This window comes from Ralstonia sp. ASV6 (assembly GCF_016429285.1).
Classification (GTDB): domain Bacteria; phylum Pseudomonadota; class Gammaproteobacteria; order Burkholderiales; family Burkholderiaceae; genus Ralstonia; species Ralstonia flaminis.
Genome location: NZ_JAELUI010000037.1, coordinates 26,825 through 45,237 on the forward strand (window position 1 = coordinate 26,825; position 18,413 = coordinate 45,237).

The 18,413-nt window shown below is 62.6% G+C and carries 19 protein-coding genes; 5 read left to right on the forward strand and 14 right to left on the reverse strand.

Features of this window, described 5'->3' with window-relative positions; all coding sequences use genetic code 11:
* The 10 genes from rpoE to JHD73_RS09685 form a co-directional block, all read right to left on the reverse strand.
* Positions 1 to 600: an RNA polymerase sigma factor RpoE gene (gene rpoE / locus JHD73_RS09640; RefSeq protein ID WP_199030066.1), complete on the reverse strand. Its 600-nt coding sequence runs from the start codon at positions 598 to 600 to the stop codon at positions 1 to 3.
* Positions 601 to 661: 61 nt separating this feature from the next.
* A complete protein-coding gene (locus JHD73_RS09645) occupies positions 662 to 1,024 on the reverse strand; it encodes a hypothetical protein (RefSeq protein ID WP_233176869.1) in 363 nt (120 codons plus the stop codon).
* A 179-nt stretch (positions 1,025 to 1,203) separates the two neighbouring features.
* Entirely contained in the window at positions 1,204 to 2,439 is a 1,236-nt protein-coding gene (gene fabF / locus JHD73_RS09650) for a beta-ketoacyl-ACP synthase II (protein WP_199030068.1), read from the reverse strand.
* 113 nt (positions 2,440 to 2,552) lie between these two features.
* Positions 2,553 to 2,792: an acyl carrier protein gene (gene acpP, locus JHD73_RS09655; RefSeq protein WP_199030069.1), complete on the reverse strand. Its 240-nt coding sequence runs from the start codon at positions 2,790 to 2,792 to the stop codon at positions 2,553 to 2,555.
* 187 nt (positions 2,793 to 2,979) lie between these two features.
* Positions 2,980 to 3,729: a 3-oxoacyl-ACP reductase FabG gene (fabG, locus tag JHD73_RS09660; protein ID WP_199030070.1), complete on the reverse strand. Its 750-nt coding sequence runs from the start codon at positions 3,727 to 3,729 to the stop codon at positions 2,980 to 2,982.
* Positions 3,730 to 3,743: 14 nt separating this feature from the next.
* Complete coding sequence (gene fabD, locus JHD73_RS09665; RefSeq protein ID WP_199030071.1) at positions 3,744 to 4,673, reverse strand: ACP S-malonyltransferase; 930 nt, start codon at positions 4,671 to 4,673, stop codon at positions 3,744 to 3,746.
* 32 nt (positions 4,674 to 4,705) lie between these two features.
* Positions 4,706 to 5,686, reverse strand: coding sequence for a beta-ketoacyl-ACP synthase III (locus JHD73_RS09670; RefSeq protein ID WP_199030072.1), 981 nt, complete (start codon positions 5,684 to 5,686; stop codon positions 4,706 to 4,708).
* 37 nt (positions 5,687 to 5,723) lie between these two features.
* Positions 5,724 to 6,785: a phosphate acyltransferase PlsX gene (gene plsX / locus JHD73_RS09675; protein ID WP_199030073.1), complete on the reverse strand. Its 1,062-nt coding sequence runs from the start codon at positions 6,783 to 6,785 to the stop codon at positions 5,724 to 5,726.
* Positions 6,786 to 6,973: 188 nt separating this feature from the next.
* A complete protein-coding gene (rpmF, locus tag JHD73_RS09680) occupies positions 6,974 to 7,153 on the reverse strand; it encodes a 50S ribosomal protein L32 (RefSeq protein WP_003268823.1) in 180 nt (59 codons plus the stop codon).
* A gap of 115 nt (positions 7,154 to 7,268) precedes the next feature.
* Complete coding sequence (locus JHD73_RS09685) at positions 7,269 to 7,805, reverse strand: DUF177 domain-containing protein (protein ID WP_199030074.1); 537 nt, start codon at positions 7,803 to 7,805, stop codon at positions 7,269 to 7,271.
* A gap of 220 nt (positions 7,806 to 8,025) precedes the next feature.
* On the opposite strand from JHD73_RS09685, the gene JHD73_RS09690 reads away from it, so the two are divergent.
* Positions 8,026 to 8,622 (forward strand): Maf-like protein, encoded by a 597-nt coding sequence (locus JHD73_RS09690; protein WP_199030075.1) that lies wholly within the window; start codon positions 8,026 to 8,028, stop codon positions 8,620 to 8,622.
* Positions 8,623 to 8,625: 3 nt separating this feature from the next.
* A complete protein-coding gene (locus JHD73_RS09695) occupies positions 8,626 to 9,357 on the forward strand; it encodes an SAM-dependent methyltransferase (protein ID WP_199030076.1) in 732 nt (243 codons plus the stop codon).
* Here the strand turns inward: JHD73_RS09695 and JHD73_RS09700 are convergent, their stop codons facing one another.
* The 4 genes from JHD73_RS09700 to JHD73_RS09715 are packed head-to-tail and all read right to left on the reverse strand — an operon-like array spanning position 9,358 to position 12,593.
* Positions 9,358 to 10,470, reverse strand: coding sequence for a S49 family peptidase (locus JHD73_RS09700; RefSeq protein WP_199030077.1), 1,113 nt, complete (start codon positions 10,468 to 10,470; stop codon positions 9,358 to 9,360).
* 48 nt (positions 10,471 to 10,518) lie between these two features.
* On the reverse strand, positions 10,519 to 10,920 hold the full coding sequence (locus JHD73_RS09705; protein ID WP_199030078.1) for a Rieske (2Fe-2S) protein: 402 nt from the start codon (positions 10,918 to 10,920) through the stop codon (positions 10,519 to 10,521).
* Positions 10,913 to 11,572: an HAD-IA family hydrolase gene (locus JHD73_RS09710; RefSeq protein WP_199030079.1), complete on the reverse strand. Its 660-nt coding sequence runs from the start codon at positions 11,570 to 11,572 to the stop codon at positions 10,913 to 10,915. Before JHD73_RS09710 ends, JHD73_RS09705 begins: the two co-directional genes overlap by 8 nt.
* Complete coding sequence (locus JHD73_RS09715) at positions 11,553 to 12,593, reverse strand: RluA family pseudouridine synthase (RefSeq protein ID WP_199030086.1); 1,041 nt, start codon at positions 12,591 to 12,593, stop codon at positions 11,553 to 11,555. Before JHD73_RS09715 ends, JHD73_RS09710 begins: the two co-directional genes overlap by 20 nt.
* A gap of 739 nt (positions 12,594 to 13,332) precedes the next feature.
* Here JHD73_RS09715 and JHD73_RS09720 point away from each other — a divergent pair.
* The 3 genes from JHD73_RS09720 (at position 13,333) to mobA (ending at position 18,294) form a co-directional block, all read left to right on the forward strand.
* The gene (locus JHD73_RS09720; RefSeq protein ID WP_199030080.1) at positions 13,333 to 16,344 is read left to right on the forward strand and encodes an Rne/Rng family ribonuclease; all 3,012 of its coding nucleotides are present in this window, start codon (positions 13,333 to 13,335) and stop codon (positions 16,342 to 16,344) included.
* Between the two features lie 181 nt (positions 16,345 to 16,525).
* Complete coding sequence (moaA, locus tag JHD73_RS09725) at positions 16,526 to 17,659, forward strand: GTP 3',8-cyclase MoaA (protein WP_199030081.1); 1,134 nt, start codon at positions 16,526 to 16,528, stop codon at positions 17,657 to 17,659.
* 20 nt (positions 17,660 to 17,679) lie between these two features.
* Positions 17,680 to 18,294, forward strand: coding sequence for a molybdenum cofactor guanylyltransferase MobA (gene mobA, locus JHD73_RS09730; RefSeq protein ID WP_199030082.1), 615 nt, complete (start codon positions 17,680 to 17,682; stop codon positions 18,292 to 18,294).
* Positions 18,295 to 18,413: the final 119 nt, after the last annotated feature.

Consider the following 18,413-nt stretch of genomic DNA (forward strand, 5'->3'; position numbering starts at 1 on the left):
CTACCACCGTTTGCCCTCCACCGTTCCCAGCAGGGGGCGCAATTTCTCGGCAATCGCCTCGCGAGCCCGGAAAATCCGTGACCGGACCGTCCCAATTGGGCACGCCATCGCTTCGGCGATTTCCTCATAGCTCAGACCCTCGATCTCCCGGAGCGTGATTGCGGTACGCAATTCCTCGGGCAGCGCCTCCATCGCACGGTTGACCGTTTCGGCCACCTGCTTGGTGTGCAGCATGGAGTCCGGCGTATTGATATCCCTTAGTTGTTCACCGTCGGCAAAAGTTTCAGCCTCTTCGGTGTCAATGTCGCTGGACGACTCAGGGCGCCGGCCCTGTGTCGCCAGGTAATTCTTCGCCGTGTTGACGGCAATGCGATACAGCCACGTATAGAACGCGGATTCACCCCGGAACTGGGGCAACGCACGGTAGGCCTTGATAAAGGCATCCTGTGCCACATCCTCGACTTCGGCCGGGTCACGGATCAGGCGCGAGACGAGACGAATGATCTTGCGGTGGTACTTGACCACCAGCAACTCAAACGCCCGCTTGTCGCCTTGCTGGACGCGCTCGACGAGGATCTGGTCGGCTTCGCGTTCACTCACGGATTCTTCACCTGCAGTGTATCGCCTTGAATTTTTGTGACTTCGAAACGTTGTATTTTACCTACGACACACCGGTCGCCTGAGTAGCCATCGGAGGCGGCCCCAGACGCAACAGACTTCGTATGCGGCGCAGCAGCCCGGCAGTAAACCAGGGTGGCATCAGCACAAAGATCTGTGGACACCACCCGCGCTGCGCGACACCCAGAATCAAGACGCGCTCGCCGAGAGACCAAGACCATAACAGAAGCGCATTTCGGACCGCTTGGGGCATTTCCAACCGGACCTGCCAGATAGGCTGGCCTGGTTCACCATCTGCTTTGAGACGAGCGCGCCACATCAGTTCCATCGCAAGCGGTGAACGGTTCACTGCCAGCGGAATGCAAGCCACCACTGCCAGTGCGCCGATCCCGACCCACGTCAGCATCGGGAGCGCCGCACCCCACGCACAGGCTAACCAGAGCAGGACAAAGCAAACAAGGCTTGCCATGCAGAGCCGACCGACGGCACACAACCGCCGATACGGCGCCGGGAAAACGATGCGCTGAACAACCAAGATGGGGAGCGAAAACGGCGCACAACCCTGAGGCTGCGCGCCGGATAGCGTTACGGACGCGTAAACACCAACGTGCCGTTGGTCCCGCCGAAGCCGAAGTTGTTCTTCACGGCCACGTCGATCTTCATATCACGCGCGGTATTGGCGCAGTAATCGAGATCACACTCGGGATCCTGATTGAAGATGTTGATGGTCGGCGGCGACACCTGGTTGTGCAACGCCAGAATCGTAAACACCGACTCCAGCCCCCCCGCCCCGCCCAGCAAGTGACCGGTCATGGACTTCGTGGAGTTCACGACAACCTTGCTGGCATGGTCGCCGAAAGCCGCCTTGATGGCATCCGATTCGTTCTTGTCGCCCAGCGGCGTCGACGTGCCATGCGCATTCAGGTACTGGACCTGATCGGCGTTGATGCCAGCATCGCGCAGCGCGTTGAGCATGCAACGGCGCGGGCCATCCATATTCGGTGCGGTCATATGGAATGCGTCACCGCTCATGCCGAAGCCCGCGACTTCCGCGTAAATCGTAGCGCCACGCGCCTTGGCGGCTTCGTACTCCTCGAGCACCACCACGCCAGCACCCTCACCCAGCACGAACCCGTCGCGGTCCTTGTCCCACGGACGGGACGCGGTGGCGGGGTCATCATTGCGGGTCGACAATGCGCGCGCCGCGGCAAAACCACCGATGCCCAGCGGCGAGACGGTCGACTCGGCACCACCGGCAACCATCACATCAGCATCGCCGGCCTGAATCAGGCGAGCCGCCAGACCGATGCTGTGCAGCCCCGTTGTACAGGCCGTCACGGCTGCCAGGTTCGGGCCCTTCAGGCCGAACATGATGCTCAGGTGACCCGAAATCATGTTGATGATCGAGCCCGGCACAAAGAACGGCGAAATGCGGCGCGGGCCGCGATTCGTGTATTCAGCGTGGGTATCTTCGATCATTGGCAGACCGCCGATGCCGGAGCCGACCAGCACGCCGATGCGCTCGGCGTTGCCCTCGGTGATCTCCAGCCCGCTATCCTTGAGCGCTTGCACGCCCGCGGCAATGCCGTAGTGGATGAAGGTATCCATGCGGCGCGCCTCATTGGCGGGGATACCATATTCCTCGACATTGAAGCCCTTCACTTCACCAGCGAAGTGCACGGCCAGCGCGGAATGATCGAATTTGGTGATGGTGGCGATCCCAGTCTTGCCGGCGACCAGATTGGCCCATGCTTCGGCGACCGAGTTTCCTACCGGAGAGACCAGCCCCAGGCCGGTTACGACTACGCGACGACGGCTCACTATGCTTTCCTGCAACTCTGTATCAGCGACAAAGGCCACAGAAAGTGCGCCACCCGGTCAAACCGGACAACCGCCCTTTCTGTGGCCCGCGATGTCAAGAGATCGATTGACGCTTACGCCTTGACGTGGGCGGTCGCGTAATCGATAGCTTGTTGCACCGTGGTGATCTTCTCGGCTTCCTCGTCCGGGATTTCCATGCCGAACTCGTCTTCGAGTGCCATCACCAGCTCAACCGTATCGAGCGAATCCGCGCCCAGATCGTTCACGAACGACGACTCGTTCTTGATATCCGCTTCGGCCACGCCGAGTTGTTCCGCGACGATCTTCTTGACGCGTGCTTCGATGTTGTCCATTTAACCCTCCAGGGAAGTATTCGACAAAAAGTGCGCGCATTCTAGCAGGTTTGCGCAGCGAAAAACCGCGCCTGAATCCTTGCAAAAACTGCGCCCAACATGATGCTAAAAAGCCTGTTAATTCAGCGATTCCACAGAATTCTGCGCATGCGCAAGACCCTGCACAATCGCCGCCGGGACGGCTTCCTTATCCCATGTACATGCCGCCGTTGACGTGCAGCGTCGAGCCCGTAATGTAGCCCGCTGCCGGTGACGCCAGAAAGGCAACCGCGCTGGCAATGTCTTCCGGCGCGCCCAGACGGCCCAGCGGAATCTGCGCCTTCAGCGCTGTATGTTGCTCTTCCGACAGAACCTTGGTCATATCGGTATCGATGAAGCCCGGTGCGATGCAATTGACCGTGATGTTGCGGCTGCCGATTTCGCGAGCCAGCGCACGCGCCATGCCTTCCACGCCAGCCTTGGCAGCGGCGTAGTTGGCCTGACCAGGATTGCCCGCCGAGCCCACCACCGAGGTGATGTTGATGATGCGACCACCGCGCGCCTTCATCATCGGGCGCAGCACGGCACGCGACAAGCGGAACACGGCGGAGAGGTTCGTGTCAATGACGGACACCCACTCCTCGTCCTTCATGCGCATCGCCAGGTTGTCCTGCGTGATGCCGGCATTGTTGACCAGAATGTTCAGGCCACCATGCGTTTTGATGGTCTCGTCGATGACGGCTTCGCAGCGCGCAGCATCGTTCACGTTGAGCACCACGCCTGCGCCCTTCACACCGGCTTCGGCAAAGTAAGCCGTGATGGCTTGCGCGCCAGCATCTGACGTGGCTGTACCGACTACCGTCGCGCCTTGGCGCGCCAGTTCCAGCGCAATGGCACGACCGATGCCGCGCGACGCGCCGGTGACGAGCGCAACTTGGTTGTTCAATGCTTGGGTCATACGAATCCCGTTGATTATTTGAGTTGGCCCAGCACAGCCTCAAGCGAAGCCGGATCGAAGATCGCATCGCCGATGATTTCGCCATCAATACGCTTGACTAGACCCGCCAGCACCTTGCCCGGGCCACATTCGACCACGCGGGTAATGCCATCGGCCTTCATCTTCTGGACGGTCTCGACCCAGCGCACCGGCGAAGCAGCTTGGCGCACCAGCGCTTCCTTGATGGCTGTGGGATCGCTCACCACTGCCACATCCACGTTGTTGATAACGGGGATGACCGGCGCGTTGACGGTCACGTTGGCAAGGTACTCGCGCAGACGGTCCGACGCCGGCCTGAGCAGCGACGAGTGGAACGGCGCCGACACCGGCAGCGGCAACGCGCGCTTGGCGCCCTTGGCCTTGGCGATCTCGCAGGCCTTCTCGACAGCGGCCTTGGCACCAGCAATCACCACTTGGGCCGGCGCGTTGAAGTTCACGGCTTCGACCACGCCAGCAGCCGACGCCTCGGCGCAGGCAGCGCGCACGTCGTCATCCGACAAGCCGAGAATGGCAGCCATGCCGCCCTCGCCCACCGGCACGGCTTCCTGCATGGCCTTGGCGCGAAAACGCACCAGCGGCACGGCGTCCTTGAAGGCGATCGCGCCTGCTGCCACCAGCGCCGAGTACTCGCCCAGGCTGTGGCCCGCCACGACGGTCGGCGCCGGGCCGCCCGCTGCCTGCCATGCACGATAGACAGCCACTGCCGCCGTCAACATGACCGGTTGCGTGTTGGTCGTCAGATTCAGCTCTTCAGCCGGACCGTCGGCGATCAGCTTACCGATGTCCTGACCCAGCGCATCAGAGGCTTCGGCCAGCGTAGCCGCCACTGCGGAATGGTCAGCAAATGCATTGAGCATGCCGACCGATTGCGAACCCTGGCCGGGAAAGACGAAAGCGAATGTCATGGCTCGTATTGTTCGTTCTGGAAATTCGTCGATCAGAAGCGCAGCAATGCAGCGCCCCACGTAAAGCCGCCGCCCACGCCTTCAAGCATCACGTGCTGACCACGCTGGATGCGACCATCGCGCACGGCAACATCGAGTGCCAGCGGAATCGAAGCGGCCGACGTATTGCCGTGTTCGTCAACGGTGACGATCAGGCGTTCGTTCGATAGACCCAGCTTCTTGGTCGTGCCCTGCATGATGCGGATGTTGGCCTGATGCGGAATCAGCCAATCCACCTGCGAGGCCTCAAGTTCGGCAGCCGCCAGCGCTTCGCGGGCGACCTTGTCGAGCACCGTCACGGCCAACTTGAAGACAGCCTGACCATCCATGTACAGGAAAGCACTGCCCTGGATCGCGCCCGCGGCCACGTTACCGGGCACGCACAGAATATTGGCGTGGCCGCCGTCGGCGTGCAATGCGGTCGACAGGATGCCCGGTTCGTCCGAGGCTTGGAGCACCACAGCGCCGGCACCATCGCCGAACAACACGCAGGTCGTGCGATCGCTGAAATCGATGATGCGCGAGAACACTTCCGAACCGATCACCAGCACATTGCGGTAAGCACCCGCACGGATGAACTTGTCGGCCGTCGACAGCGCGTAGACAAAGCCGGAGCACACGGCCTGCACGTCAAACGCAGCGCAACCGTTGGTGATGCCCAGCTTCTGCTGCACGAGGCAGGCGGTGCTCGGGAACACAAAATCTGGCGTGGACGTCGCCACCAGAATCAGGTCGATCTCGGAGCGGTCGATGCCAGCCGCCTCGATGGCACGCTCGGCCGCCTGGACGGCGAGATCGCTACACGTGACATCGGGCTCGGCAAAGTGGCGCGCACGAATGCCGCTGCGCGTGACGATCCATTCGTCGCTCGTCTCGATGCCCTTTTCGGCCAGTTGTGCAGCCAGTTCTTGATTGGTGACCCGCTTGGGCGGCAGATAGCTGCCCGTGCCGATGATCCTTGCGTAACGTGTCATGTGCAGTGGGGTGAGTGCTGACTCGGGGGCAACGCGCTCAAGCGGCGTCGGCGGCCGGAGTGGAAGTGGAGACCGGCGCAGCGCCCGCTGCGTCGTGGTGCGATTCGAACGCCTGCGCAATACGGGCGATCACGCCGTTGGCCGCTGCGTCGTAGGCGCGCTTGATCGCCCATTCAAACGCATAGGCATCGGCCGAACCGTGACTCTTGATGACGAGACCCCGCAGGCCGAGCAACGCGGCGCCATTGTAGCGCCGATGATCAACACGGCGTTTGAAACGCGAAAGCACCGGCAGCGCCACCACAGCGAGCAGCTTGGTAAACCACGAGCGACTGAATTCTTCTCGCAGCATCTCGCCGATCATCTTGGCGAGGCCTTCCGTGCTCTTGAGCGCCACATTGCCGACAAAGCCGTCGCAGACGACGATGTCCGTGGTGCCTTTGAAGATGTCGTTGCCCTCAACGTTACCGAAGAAATTGAGGTCAGAGCCGCGCAGCAATTCACCGGCCTGCTTGACGACCTCATTACCCTTGATGACTTCTTCGCCGATGTTAAGCAGGCCCACCGTCGGGCGCGGCTTCTGCTCAACGACCGACACCATCGCCGAGGCCATCTGCGCGAACTGCAAAAGGTGTGCGGGCTCGCAATCTGCGTTGGCACCGAGATCCAACACCGTGGTACCAGCGCCCTTTTCGTTCGGGATAGCGGTGGCGATGGCCGGGCGATCGATACCGTCCAGCGTTTTGAGAACGTAACGCGACACGGCCATCAAGGCGCCGGTGTTGCCGGCGGAAACGCACGCCTGCGCGGCACCTTCCTTGACTTGGTTGACGGCCACGCGCATCGAAGAATCTTTCTTCTTGCGCAGCGCGATCTCCACCGGATCATCCATCGACACCACCTCAGAGGCGGGGACGACATGGATGCGCGGATTCGCGGTAGCGTGAAGACGCTTGAGCTGCGCTGCGATGGCATCGGGCTGCCCCACGAGCAGCATTTCGACGTCTTCGTGTGCGGCGAGAAATTGGATCGCTGCAGGGATCGTCACGCCAACGCCGTGATCGCCACCCATGCAGTCGATGGCAAGCTTGATGGTCATGCGAGTCTGAGTTGCGGTTTCACGTGCGGCTTCAGCATAGGCGCCGTATGGTACACAAACACGACCACGCCTTGCCGAATTCTGCGCAACAAAAAAGCGGCAAATTGGCTTGCCGCTTTTCTGTTTGCATCATGAACCTGTGCGTTCAGACCAACCCAACGCGCTTGCCAGAGACCTGGCAAATCGCATCAGTCGTTCTTGGTCTTCACAACCTTGCGGCCACGATAGTAGCCGTTCGGGCTCACGTGGTGACGCAGATGGACTTCACCCGTGGTCGGCTCGACAGCGATCGGGGCCGTGGTGAGGAAGTCGTGCGAACGATGCATGCCGCGCTTGGACGGCGACTTCTTGTTTTGTTGAACAGCCATGACTGACTCCTAAGCAATTTGATCGATTTTATCACATCACACGGAGCCGGAGCGTAGCCATTCCGGTAGGCGTGTGAAACGTACTGCCATCAGCGCACGCAAACCCTGCGCACGCCTAATGTTTGGTCTTCAGATTGGCCAGCACCGCGAACGGCGACGGCTTCTTTTCCACTTCCGCTTCTTCCGGCAAGACTTCATCCGGACAGACTGCATGACGCGGCGACACCGGCAATGCCAGCAGCAACTCGTCTTCGATCTGCGTGATCAGGTCGAAGTGGCGGGAGCCGACAATGACATCTGCCTCATCGTCATCCAGAGGCGCGGCGTCAGCCTCATCCTCCGAACGCATCACCTCCAGGCGTGTACGCACCGGTAGCGATTGCTCGTAGGCGTGCAGGCAACGCTGGCATTGCAGCCAGACCGAGCCATCCACTTCCAGATCAACGAAGAGACGCTGGCGGGCCGACTGACCCGCGGTGGCTTCCTCGCGCACCGCACCCTGCATCTGCCAACGGAATTGCTTGCTGGCATCAACCGGCGCATCGGCGGCTTGCTCGGCCAGCAGACGGGGCATATCGGCCAGGGCGACCGTGCCGCTTACCTGCTCTCCGCTGCGGATGAACGCGAAAAGATCGAATGATCGAAAATTCATGATCGAACCCGCTGAACGCGTTGCCGCCTGTTGCTGATACGTGCGAGAAACCTGATTTGTGCCGCCCTGTGCGCGAACCCCGACACCTTTCGGCATCTTGCGCCTGGGCGCCTGGTTTGCGACACTGCGCGGCCAAACCGCGAAACGCGGGATTATAGCGAACAAAAACCTCTGACGTCAAAAGGTTTTCGCTCAAAAACCACTGCATCTTCAAGCACTTATGACTTCTGCCTCGCGCCCGCCGCTGATTCTCGGCTCCAGCTCGCCCTATCGGCGGGAATTGCTCGAACGCCTGCGCCTGCCGTTCGAAATCGTGGTGCCGAACATTGACGAGACCCCCGCGCCCGGCGAATCGCCCGACCAAACCGCACTGCGCTTGGCACGGCAGAAGGCGGAGAAGGTGGCGTTGGACCATCCAGGCGCACTGGTGATCGGCTCCGATCAGGTGGCCACGCTGGACGGCAAGCAGGTCGGCAAGCCTGGCGATCATGCTCGCGCACTCGCTCAATTGCATTGGATGCGTGGACGCACCGTCACATTCCATTCAGCGCTGTGCCTGTACGACGGCCGCACCGGGCAGCATCAAAGTGAAGATGTCCGCACGCTAGCGACGTTCCGCGACCTCTCCGATGCCGAACTGGACGCCTATCTGCATCTGGAACACCCGTACGACGTGGCCGGCAGCGCAAAATCCGAAGGGTTGGGCATCGCTCTGCTGGAGCGCGTGGAATCGTCCGATCCAACCGCACTGGTCGGCCTGCCGCTCATCGCGCTGACCAGCATGCTGCGCAACGTGCACTACCCTCTCTTCGTTTAAGCCATGGCTGGCACGCTTTACCTCATCCCGAACACACTCGGCTCGCGCGATGCGGCCGACCCGCTGCCCGATGTGATTCCCGCGGGTGTGCAGCAGATCACTGCTCGGCTCGACTACTTCGTTGCCGAGCACGCCAAGACCGCACGCGCGCTGCTCAAGAAGCTGGCAGATACCACGCCGCTGGCGCGCCCGCTGCAGGAAATCACCATCCGCGAACTCAACGTCAAGACGCCGGACTCAGAACTGAAAGCACTGCTGGCGCCGGTCATTGCCGGGCAAGACGCGGGGCTGATGTCGGAAGCCGGTGTGCCGGCCGTTGCCGATCCGGGTGCAAACCTTGTGCGCCTCGCCCACCAGCACGGCGTGCGCGTAAAGCCGTTGGTGGGGCCGAGTTCGATTCTGCTGGCGGTGATGGCATCCGGCCTGAACGGCCAGAGCTTTGCGTTCAACGGCTACCTGCCGGTGGATGCAGCCGAGCGCAAGACCAAGCTGCGTGCGCTGGAGCAGCTTTCGCGCTCGGCGGGGCAAACCCAGGTCTTTATCGAGACGCCGTACCGCAACGGCGCGCTGCTGGAAGCCATCCAGGCGGGTTGCGCGCCGGGCACGCTGCTTTCCATCGCGGTGGATCTGACACTCCCCAGCGAGCAGGTGGTGACCCTGCCCGTGAGCGACTGGCGCGCCGACCGCATGGACTTGCACAAACGGCCAGCGATCTTCTCGTTGCTGGCGCGCTGATTACTCCTTCATCAGCAGCTTGAGCTGGCCCGTCGAGGCCAGCGCCTTGACGGCCCCTGCGCCCATCGCCGTACCGAGCTTGCGGGCAACACGCGAGGCGAAGTTTTCCTTGACGGTGTAGTCGACCACATCCGGCGCCTTGATGACGTTGCGCGCCACGAAATCCGCACTGCCAAGCCCATCGGCCAAGCCCAGTTCAACCGCCTTCGAGCCGGTCCAGAACAAGCCCGTGAACAATGTCGGATCGTCCTTCAGACGGTTGCCGCGGCCTTGCTTGACCACGTCGATGAACTGCTGATGGATGTCGTTGAGCATGTCCTGCGCGTACTGCTTCTGCTGCGGCGGCAGCGGCGAGAACGGGTCCAGCATCCCCTTGTTTGAGCCCGCCGTCAGCAGGCGGCGCTCAACACCAATCTTGTCCATCAGGCCGGTAAAGCCGAAACCATCCATCAGCACGCCGATCGAACCGACGATGCTGGCCTTGTCAACGTAGATCTTGTCCGCCGCCGCGGCCACATAATAGCCACCCGAAGCGCACATCTCTTCTACCACCACATACAGCGGGATGTTCTTGTACTTGGCGCGCAGCCGGCGGATGTCGTCGTTGATCATGCCTGCCTGCACCGGCGACCCACCCGGCGAGTTGATCTTGAGGATCACGCCGACCGTGTTGTCATCAGCAAACGCCGCCTCAAGAGAGGCGTTGATGTTCTCGGCGCTGGCGTTCGTGTTGGCGGCAATCTCGCCATCAAGGTTGACCACAGCGGTGTGGCGGCCGGTGCTGACGGTCTCGCCCTCGAAGCTTGCGAACGCCCAGAGAATCAGACCGACGATACCCAGCGACACGAAGCGGAAGAAGATGCGCCAGCGGCGGGCAGCGCGTTGCTCGCGCACCGTCGCCATGAGCACCTTTTCGAGCACCTCGCGCTCCCAGCCACTTGGCTGCGCCTGCGCCGACGCGGGAGCCGCAGATGCAGGCTTGCCGGCGACCGGGTCACGCAACTCGGCCTCGAGCGGGTGATCGGCATGCTGCGTGACTTCCAGCGCTTCCGGTTTGCCGGCGCCCTCTTCGGGAGCGTTTTCAGGCCTTTTCGGCGGATTCGAGTCGGTCATAAACGAAGTGGAGAACGTTCGAGGAGGTCAAGAAGATAGACGGCACCATCAGGCCGGTGGAATCGGCGCCGCCGTGGGCGCCGGCATACGAAACAACGCATCGGGCTGCCACCAGACCTCGCCGTCGCGCTCGGCAATATCAAGCTTGGACAGATGCGAGCCTCGGCACGGCCCGCCAACACAGCGACCGGTATCCGGCTCATAGATGGCGCCATGCGTCGCGCACATCAGATACAGCCCGGAGCTTTCAAAAAACTGACCTTCCTGCCAGTCCATCTCCATCGGCACATGCGCGCACTGGTTCAGGTAGCCATGCACGCCGCCTGCGTAGCGGACGACGAAAGCGCTCACCGTACGCCCACGCACTTCCACGGGGAAGCGCACGCCCAGACCGCCATCTTCCAGCGCGGTGCTTTCGCAGATGCGAACCGGCTCGGTCATTTCAGGCATGGTCGGTCAGCCAGCGGTGCAGATCAGCGACCGATTGAGCGCAGTACAGCGGCGTGAGCGCATGCAGCACATCGGCAGGGTGCGCGCCGTATGTGACGGCGACACCGGCAGCACCTGCATTGGCGGCCATCTGCAAGTCGTGTGTGGTGTCGCCAATCATCAGCGTGCGCTCGACATCCATGCCGAGGTCTCGCGTGAGCTCGAGCAACATCGCCGGATGCGGCTTGGAGAACGTCTCGTCAGCACAACGTGTGTTGTCGAACACGCCAGACAAACCGGTGACCTCCAGCGCACGCTGCAGGCCGATACGCGATTTGCCGGTCGCTACAGCCAGCAGATAGTTCTCGCGACGCAGTGCATCGAGCATCTCGCGCACGCCCTGAAACAGCACCAGTTGCGAATCGCGGCTGAGGTAATGAAAGCGATAACGCTCAGCCAGCTTGCCGTAGTCCGCCGGGTCGAGCGTCGGTACGGCGTATTCAAGCGCGTCACGCAAACCCAGACCGATCACGTGGCTGGCATGCGCATCATCCGGCACGGGCAGATCGAGATCCCGGCACGCAAGCTGGATCGACCGGGTAATGGCCGACGTCGAATCCATCAAGGTACCGTCCCAGTCGAAGACGATCAGGTCAAAGCGCTGCTGCGGCATCGGAATCGGGGCTTGGAGATTGGAAAGCGTTGAGAAAATCGGAGCACTCGGCCGGCAACGGCGCATTGAATATGACGATTTCACCACTATGCGGGTGTGTCAACTGCAGCCGATGTGCGTGCAGGAACATCCGCCCCAGCCGCGGCGAAGCGTTCGCACGCGACAGCGCCTTGTTGAGCGCGAAATCGCCGTATTTGTCATCGCCAAGAATGGGAAACCCCGCATGCGCCAGGTGCACCCGAATCTGGTGCGTGCGGCCGGTCTTCAACTCGGCCTCCATCAGGGTGTAAGGCCCAAACACCCCAACCTTGTTGAAGATCGTGTGCGACGGCTGCCCGTCGGCCTGCACGCGCACGCGGCGCTCGCCTTCGGGCGTCGTGAATTTGTGCAGCGGCGACTTGATGTGCTGGCGCTTGTGCGGCCAGACGCCCTTTACCGCAGCGAAATAGCGCTTGTCGAGCTGACCTTCGCGAATCTGTTCATGCAACGCCACCAGAGCCGAGCGCTTCTTGGCCAGCAACAAGACACCGGAAGTCTCGCGATCGAGGCGATGCACCAGCTCAAGGAACTTGGCCTCCGGGCGCGATTGACGCAGTTGCTCGATCACCCCGAACGCGACACCCGAGCCACCATGCACCGCCACGCCGGCCGGCTTATCGATCACCAACAGATGCGCATCTTCGTAGAGGATCGTAAATTCGGCCGCCGGCACCGCGCGCGGCGCTTCCGCCTGCTGAGCAATTCGAAGCGGCGGAATGCGCACCAGATCACCGAGTTTCAGGCGATATTCGGCGTCGATACGGCCCTTGTTCACGCGCACTTCGCCGGAGCGCAGGATGCGATAGATATGACTCTTGGGCACGCCCTTGGCCAAGCGCATCAGGAAATTGTCGATGCGCTGCCCTTCGGCGTCTTCACCGACTTCAACATAAGCGACGGATTTGCCGTCGAGTGCGTCACCGAGAGTGCCACGTGCGGCCTGTTGAATGCGCCCATCAAATGGATGGCGTAACTCATTCATTTTCAATATAATTTTCTCGCTGGACAGTCGTTTAGGCGCCAGCAACAGCCGGTCGGGACGAAACAACAGGTATTGTACACAGCCACCGTTTCCGTCCGGAACGTGCCGATTCCCCACCCACTTGTGTTACAAAGCTAATCACGTGGCCGGTCAAATCGGCACGAAAGCAGCACGCACCGCTGTCCCGTTGCGCAGGACGTGAACCAAAGATCACGTCGGCAAAACCGGCCAGCGTAGAACGAGCAGCTGGTAGAACAGAATTCAAAAGCGGGCGCCACATGGTCTCCATACGGCGCCCGCTTGGTGAAAGAAGCCCTTGCCGCACCATAGTTGGTGCCGGCCGGCTCAGTATCCGGTTACCGCGTTGCCATGCGGTCCGGCGGCAAAACTCCAACAAGCAGCACGCCGCCCGATTCGCCCGCCGCGGGTTTCGCCCGGACACGCCGCGCCGTCTATTCGCTCTTTGTGGTCGCTTCACGCGACTCGCCGCCGCCGGCCCACCCGCACAACGCGTTGGGCCCGTGGCACGAGTGACAGGACGCGCGACAGGACGCCAACCGCGTCCGCGAACTCCGCCCTGACATCCATGGTGACGCGTGTAATGTCCTCATTTCTTTCGCCCGTGCCCCGTCGTACCGTCTTTTTATCGGTCGACACTCCGGCAATTCTTTGACCACCCGCTCCGCCTTCGCGTGCTCCATGAAGCGCCGTGCTCGCACGGCATTGGAGTGAGGTTGCAATGAAACGCATGTTGTTCAATGCGACGCAGCAGGAAGAATTGCGCGTTGCCATTGTCGACGGTCAGAAACTGATCGACATCGACATCGAAACCGCCGGGCGCGAACAGCGCAAAGGCAATATCTACAAGGGTGTCATCACCCGCATCGAACCGTCGCTGGAGGCCTGCTTCGTCAATTACGGCGAAGAGCGGCACGGTTTTCTCCCCTTCAAGGAAGTCGCCCGCGCCTATTTCAAGGCCGGCGTGGACGTGCGCACCGCGCGCATCCAAGACGCCCTGTCTGAGGGCCAAGAGCTGATCGTCCAGGTCGAGAAGGAAGAACGTGGCAACAAGGGCGCTGCCCTGACCACCTTCATCTCGCTGGCCGGCCGCTACCTGGTGCTGATGCCGAACAACCCGCGTGGTGGTGGCGTGTCGCGCCGTATCGAGGGTGAAGACCGCCAGGAACTGCGCGAAACCATGGCGCAGCTGGAAGTGCCGGATGGCATGAGCATCATCGCCCGCACCGCCGGTATCGGCCGCTCGGCCGAAGAGCTGCAGTGGGACTTGAACTACCTGATGCAGTTGTGGAAGGCCGTGGATGGCGCTGCCGTCGACAACAAGGCGCCGCTGCTGATCTATCTCGAATCCAGTCTGGTGATTCGCGCAATTCGCGATTACTTCCAGCCGGATATCGGTGAAATCCTGATCGATACGGATGATATCTACGATCAGGCCCGCGCCTTCATGAGCGTGGTGATGCCCGACAACATGAATCGGGTGAAGAAGTACCGCGACGACGTTCCCCTGTTCTCGCGCTTCCAGATCGAACACCAGATTGAATCGGCGTATTCGCGCATGGTGATGCTGCCCTCGGGCGGCGCCATCGTGATCGACCACACCGAGGCGCTGGTCGCCATCGACGTGAACTCGGCCCGCGCCACCAAGGGCGCGGATATCGAGGAAACCGCCGCGCGCACCAACCTCGAAGCCGCCGACGAAATCGCCCGCCAGCTCCGCCTGCGTGACTTGGGCGGCCTGATCGTGATCGACTTCATCGACATGGAGTCGAGCAAGGCCCAGAAGGACGTCGAGACCCGCCTGAAAGACGCGCTGCGCCACGACCGCGCCCGCGTGCAGATGGGCAAGATCAGCCGCTTCGGCCTGATGGAGCTGTCGCGCCAGCGCCTGCGTCCGTCGCTGTCGGAAGGCTCGCACGTCACCTGCCCGCGCTGTAACGGCACGGGCCACATCCGCGATACCGAATCGTCCGCCCTGCAGGTGCTGCGCATCATCCAGGAAGAGGCGATGAAGGAAAACACCGCCGCGCTCCACTGCCAGGTGCCGGTGGAAGTGGCTGCGTTCCTGCTCAACGAAAAGCGCCCGGACATCAACCTGATCGAGACGCGCTTCAAGGTCAATGTGCTGCTGATCCCGAACAAGCATCTGGAAACGCCGCACTACAAGTTGGAGCGCCTGCGCCACGACGATCCGCGCCTGGACGACACCAAGGCCAGCTACAAGATGGCCGAGGAAGCTGCCAAGGAATTGGAAGCCGACACCGCTTACAGCACCCGCAAGGAAGCGGTCAAGCCGCGTCAGGAAGCGGCCGTCAAGGGCATCACGCCGGAACAACCCGCACCGGTGTCGGTGCCGCGTCCGGAGCGTCCAGCTCGCGCCGAAGCCACCCCGGCCCCGCAAGTGGCTGCGCCGGTACCTGCCCAAGGCGGATTCATCTCGTGGCTGAAGTCGCTGTTTGGCGGCAAGCCGGCTGAGCCGGTGGTTGCAGCGCCGGTCGAAGCACCGAAGCAACGTGCGGAAGATGGCAACCGCCAAGGTCGTGGCAATCGCCAAGACCGTGGTGGCCGTGGCCAGCGCGGTGAACGCGCGGAACGTGGCGAGCGCCAGGGTCAAGGCCAGCAACAAGGTGGCCGCGACGGCAACCGCCAAGGCCGTGACCGCAACGAAGCCCGCGAAGGCCTGCAACAACAAGGCCAGCGCGAAGGTCAACGTGACGGCCAACGCGGCAATCGCGACCGCAACCGCCAGCCGGCCCAGATCGAAGGCGGTGCACGCGAAACCGCTGAAGCCCGTCAGCCGCAACAGGGTCAGGAAGCCCGCGGTGAAGGCCAGGGCCGCCGCGAACGCAATCAGGAACGCCGTGAGCGCCAGCCGCGCGAAGGTGCCCGTGAAGGTCGTGAGACCCGCGAACCGCGCGAGCCGCGTGAAAACCGCGAGCGTGATCAACAAGCCAAGGAAGCCGCTGCCGTGGCCGCTGAAGGCCTGATCGATCAAGCCGCGCCGCAAGTGCCGGAAACCCTGCTCGACACCACGGTGCCGGCGGAAGCCGTGACCGCGGAAGGCGTTGTGCCGGGCGCAGAAGGCAACGGTGAGGGCGAAGAACGCCGCCGCCGTGGCCGTCGTGGCCGCAACCGCTATCGCCGTGACCGTGAAGGCGCAGAAGGCGTGCGCGCGGAAGGTGAAGACGACGCGGAAGGCAGCGAAAGCGCCATCGCAGAAACCGAAGTGCATGCTGCGCCTGAAGGCAACCAGCCCGCCGAGCCGGCACCGCACACGACCGTGACTGAGCCGGTGCAGACCGCCTCGTTCGCACCGGTCGAGGCGCCGGCCCCGGTGGTCCAGGAGCCCGTGCTTGCGGCTGACGCCGTGGCACCGGTCGCTGCCGCGCCTGCTGTGCAGCCGACTGAACCGGCCGTGGTGGTGGCTGCCCCTGCAGTTGAAGCTGCCGAAGCTGCTGTCGCAACTGCAATGGCCGCTGCACCGGCACCGGTCAGCACGATCGCCAAGGCTGCGCCGCTGTCCGTCGAAACGCTGCAAAGCGTGGTGACCAACGTCGGCATGACGTGGGTTCACACGGACGCACAGAAGCTGCAAGCCTCGCAGGAAGAGGCTGCCCGCACCGTCACGCCGCCACGCGTGCCGCGTGAGCGCAAGCCGCTGCCACCGATCCAGCAAGGTCCGATGATCCTGGTTGAGACCGGCCGCGTGCCAAGCGGCGCTGACCAACAGTAAGCGCTCTACTGGCGGGTAACCGCCGGCGCATTGCCTGAGGGCGGCTTCGGCCGCCCTTTTTCCTGTGCACGGCTCGTGGGGACTGAATTGTGCTCCCCGCGTCAAACAGGGGCTGCGCTACACTCGAAGATGTCTCCAGCGTGATCGTCCCGCCTTGTGGATTGATGCGCCGCAACACACCATGACCGAAACCGTCATCCCCCTCTACGATCTGCGCGACGGCCAGCACCATCGCGCTACGGTGCCCGCCGTGCCGGACACGCTCGTCCCTGCACAGGGCTGGCTGACGGACACACGCGGCCGCCGGCTGCACGATCTGCGTATCTCGGTCACGGATCGCTGCAATTTCCGCTGCGTCTACTGCATGCCGAAGGATGTGTTCGACAAGGACTACCGCTTCCTGCGTCACTCCGAACTGCTGTCGTTCGAGGAGATCGAGCGCATGGCCCGCCTGTTCATCGAACACGGCGTGGAGAAGATCCGCCTCACGGGCGGCGAGCCCTTGTTGCGCAAGGACATTGAGCGCCTGGTCGAGATGCTCGCGCGCCTGACCACCGCAGAGGGCAAACCGCTGGACCTGACGCTGACGACCAACGGTGCCCTGCTGGCACGCAAGGCACAGTCGCTCAAGGACGCCGGTCTGAACCGCGTGACCGTCAGTCTGGATGCCATCGACGATGTGGCCTTCCGCCGCATGAACGACGTCGATTTTGCCGTGAGCGAGGTACTGCACGGTATCGAGGTTGCACAGAAGGTGGGCCTTGCGCCGCTCAAGGTCAACATGGTCGTCAAGAAAGACGACAACGACAGCCAGATCGTGCCGATGGCGCGCCATTTCCGGGGCAGCGGCATCATCGTGCGTTTCATCGAATACATGGACGTGGGCACGACCAACCACTGGGAGATGGGCTCCGTCGTGCCGTCGGCCGAGGTGGTCAAGCGCTTGTCTGCCGCGTTTCCGCTGGAGCCGGTTTCGGCCAACTACAGCGGCGAGACTGCCGAGCGCTGGCGCTACGTGGATGGCGCGGGCGAGATCGGCGTGATCTCCAGCGTCACGCAAGCGTTCTGCCACGACTGCGCGCGCGCGCGGCTCTCGACCGAGGGCAAGCTGTACCTGTGCCTGTTCGCGACCGAAGGCTTCGACCTGCGCGCCCTGCTGCGCGGCGGCGCGACTGATCTTGAACTCTCCAACTCGATCCGCGCCATCTGGCAGGGCCGTGCAGATCGCTACTCGGAACTGCGCGCCAATGGCCAAGCCCATCCGGCGGGCCCGCAGGGCGGACGACGTATTGAAATGTCCTACATCGGCGGCTGAGCCCGCCAGCCACCCACCACATGATTTCCACATCCGACATCACCGGCCTGATCCTGGCCGGCGGCCGGGGCAGCCGCATGGGCGGCGTCGACAAAGGCCTGCAGACATTCCGCGGCGCGCCGATGGCGATGCATACGCTGATGCGCCTGTCGCCACAGGTTGACCACATGCTGATCAACGCCAACCGCAACCTGGCCGCGTACGAATCGTTTGGCGTGCCGGTGGTGGTGGACTCGGTGCCTGATTTCGCCGGACCGCTGGCCGGTGTGCTTGCGGGGCTGGAGCAATGCCAAACGCGCTATCTGCTGACCGCGCCGTGCGATTCGCCGTTCGTGCCAACCGATCTGGCTGCCAGGCTATCGGCCGCGCTTGAAGATGCAAACGCGCGCATCGCCATGCCGGTGACGTTGGAGCCCGATGCGCATGGTCAACCGCGCAGGCAGGTGCAGCCGGTGTTCTGTTTGATCGATGCGCTGCTGGCAGACGACCTGACCGCTTACCTGCAAGGTGGCGGCCGTAAGATCGAAACCTGGACTGCGCGCCACTCGACGGTAGAAGTGTTGTTTGACGACACCGCCGCCTTCGCCAACATCAACACGCTGGAAGAACTGCACCACCTGGCCGAGCGCCGCTAGAGCGCTGCCCCCTCCCTCATCGACGTCATGACCACCCTCGCCTCCGTCGTTTCCTGCCTGCCCGATTACGATCCGAACGCGCTGCCGGTCGCGCAGGCGCAAGCCATCATGCGCGACTT

Bases quoted from the DNA above. Each gene is read 5' to 3' on its own strand.
- fabG (WP_199030070.1), bottom strand. From the start codon at position 3,729: ATGACCCAAGCATTGAACAACCAAGTTGCGCTCGTCACCGGCGCGTCG.
- rpmF (WP_003268823.1), bottom strand. From the start codon at position 7,153: ATGGCTGTTCAACAAAACAAGAAGTCGCCGTCCAAGCGCGGCATGCAT.
- fabD (WP_199030071.1), bottom strand. From the start codon at position 4,673: ATGACATTCGCTTTCGTCTTTCCCGGCCAGGGTTCGCAATCGGTCGGC.
- JHD73_RS09705 (WP_199030078.1), bottom strand. From the start codon at position 10,920: ATGCCTGAAATGACCGAGCCGGTTCGCATCTGCGAAAGCACCGCGCTG.
- moaA (WP_199030081.1), top strand. From the start codon at position 16,526: ATGACCGAAACCGTCATCCCCCTCTACGATCTGCGCGACGGCCAGCAC.
- JHD73_RS09695 (WP_199030076.1), top strand. From the start codon at position 8,626: ATGGCTGGCACGCTTTACCTCATCCCGAACACACTCGGCTCGCGCGAT.
- JHD73_RS09670 (WP_199030072.1), bottom strand. From the start codon at position 5,686: ATGACACGTTACGCAAGGATCATCGGCACGGGCAGCTATCTGCCGCCC.
- plsX (WP_199030073.1), bottom strand. From the start codon at position 6,785: ATGACCATCAAGCTTGCCATCGACTGCATGGGTGGCGATCACGGCGTT.
- JHD73_RS09700 (WP_199030077.1), bottom strand. From the start codon at position 10,470: ATGACCGACTCGAATCCGCCGAAAAGGCCTGAAAACGCTCCCGAAGAG.
- acpP (WP_199030069.1), bottom strand. From the start codon at position 2,792: ATGGACAACATCGAAGCACGCGTCAAGAAGATCGTCGCGGAACAACTC.
- JHD73_RS09685 (WP_199030074.1), bottom strand. From the start codon at position 7,805: ATGAATTTTCGATCATTCGATCTTTTCGCGTTCATCCGCAGCGGAGAG.
- JHD73_RS09690 (WP_199030075.1), top strand. From the start codon at position 8,026: ATGACTTCTGCCTCGCGCCCGCCGCTGATTCTCGGCTCCAGCTCGCCC.
- JHD73_RS09715 (WP_199030086.1), bottom strand. From the start codon at position 12,593: ATGAATGAGTTACGCCATCCATTTGATGGGCGCATTCAACAGGCCGCA.
- mobA (WP_199030082.1), top strand. From the start codon at position 17,680: ATGATTTCCACATCCGACATCACCGGCCTGATCCTGGCCGGCGGCCGG.
- JHD73_RS09720 (WP_199030080.1), top strand. From the start codon at position 13,333: ATGAAACGCATGTTGTTCAATGCGACGCAGCAGGAAGAATTGCGCGTT.
- JHD73_RS09645 (WP_233176869.1), bottom strand. From the start codon at position 1,024: ATGCTGACGTGGGTCGGGATCGGCGCACTGGCAGTGGTGGCTTGCATT.
- JHD73_RS09710 (WP_199030079.1), bottom strand. From the start codon at position 11,572: ATGCCGCAGCAGCGCTTTGACCTGATCGTCTTCGACTGGGACGGTACC.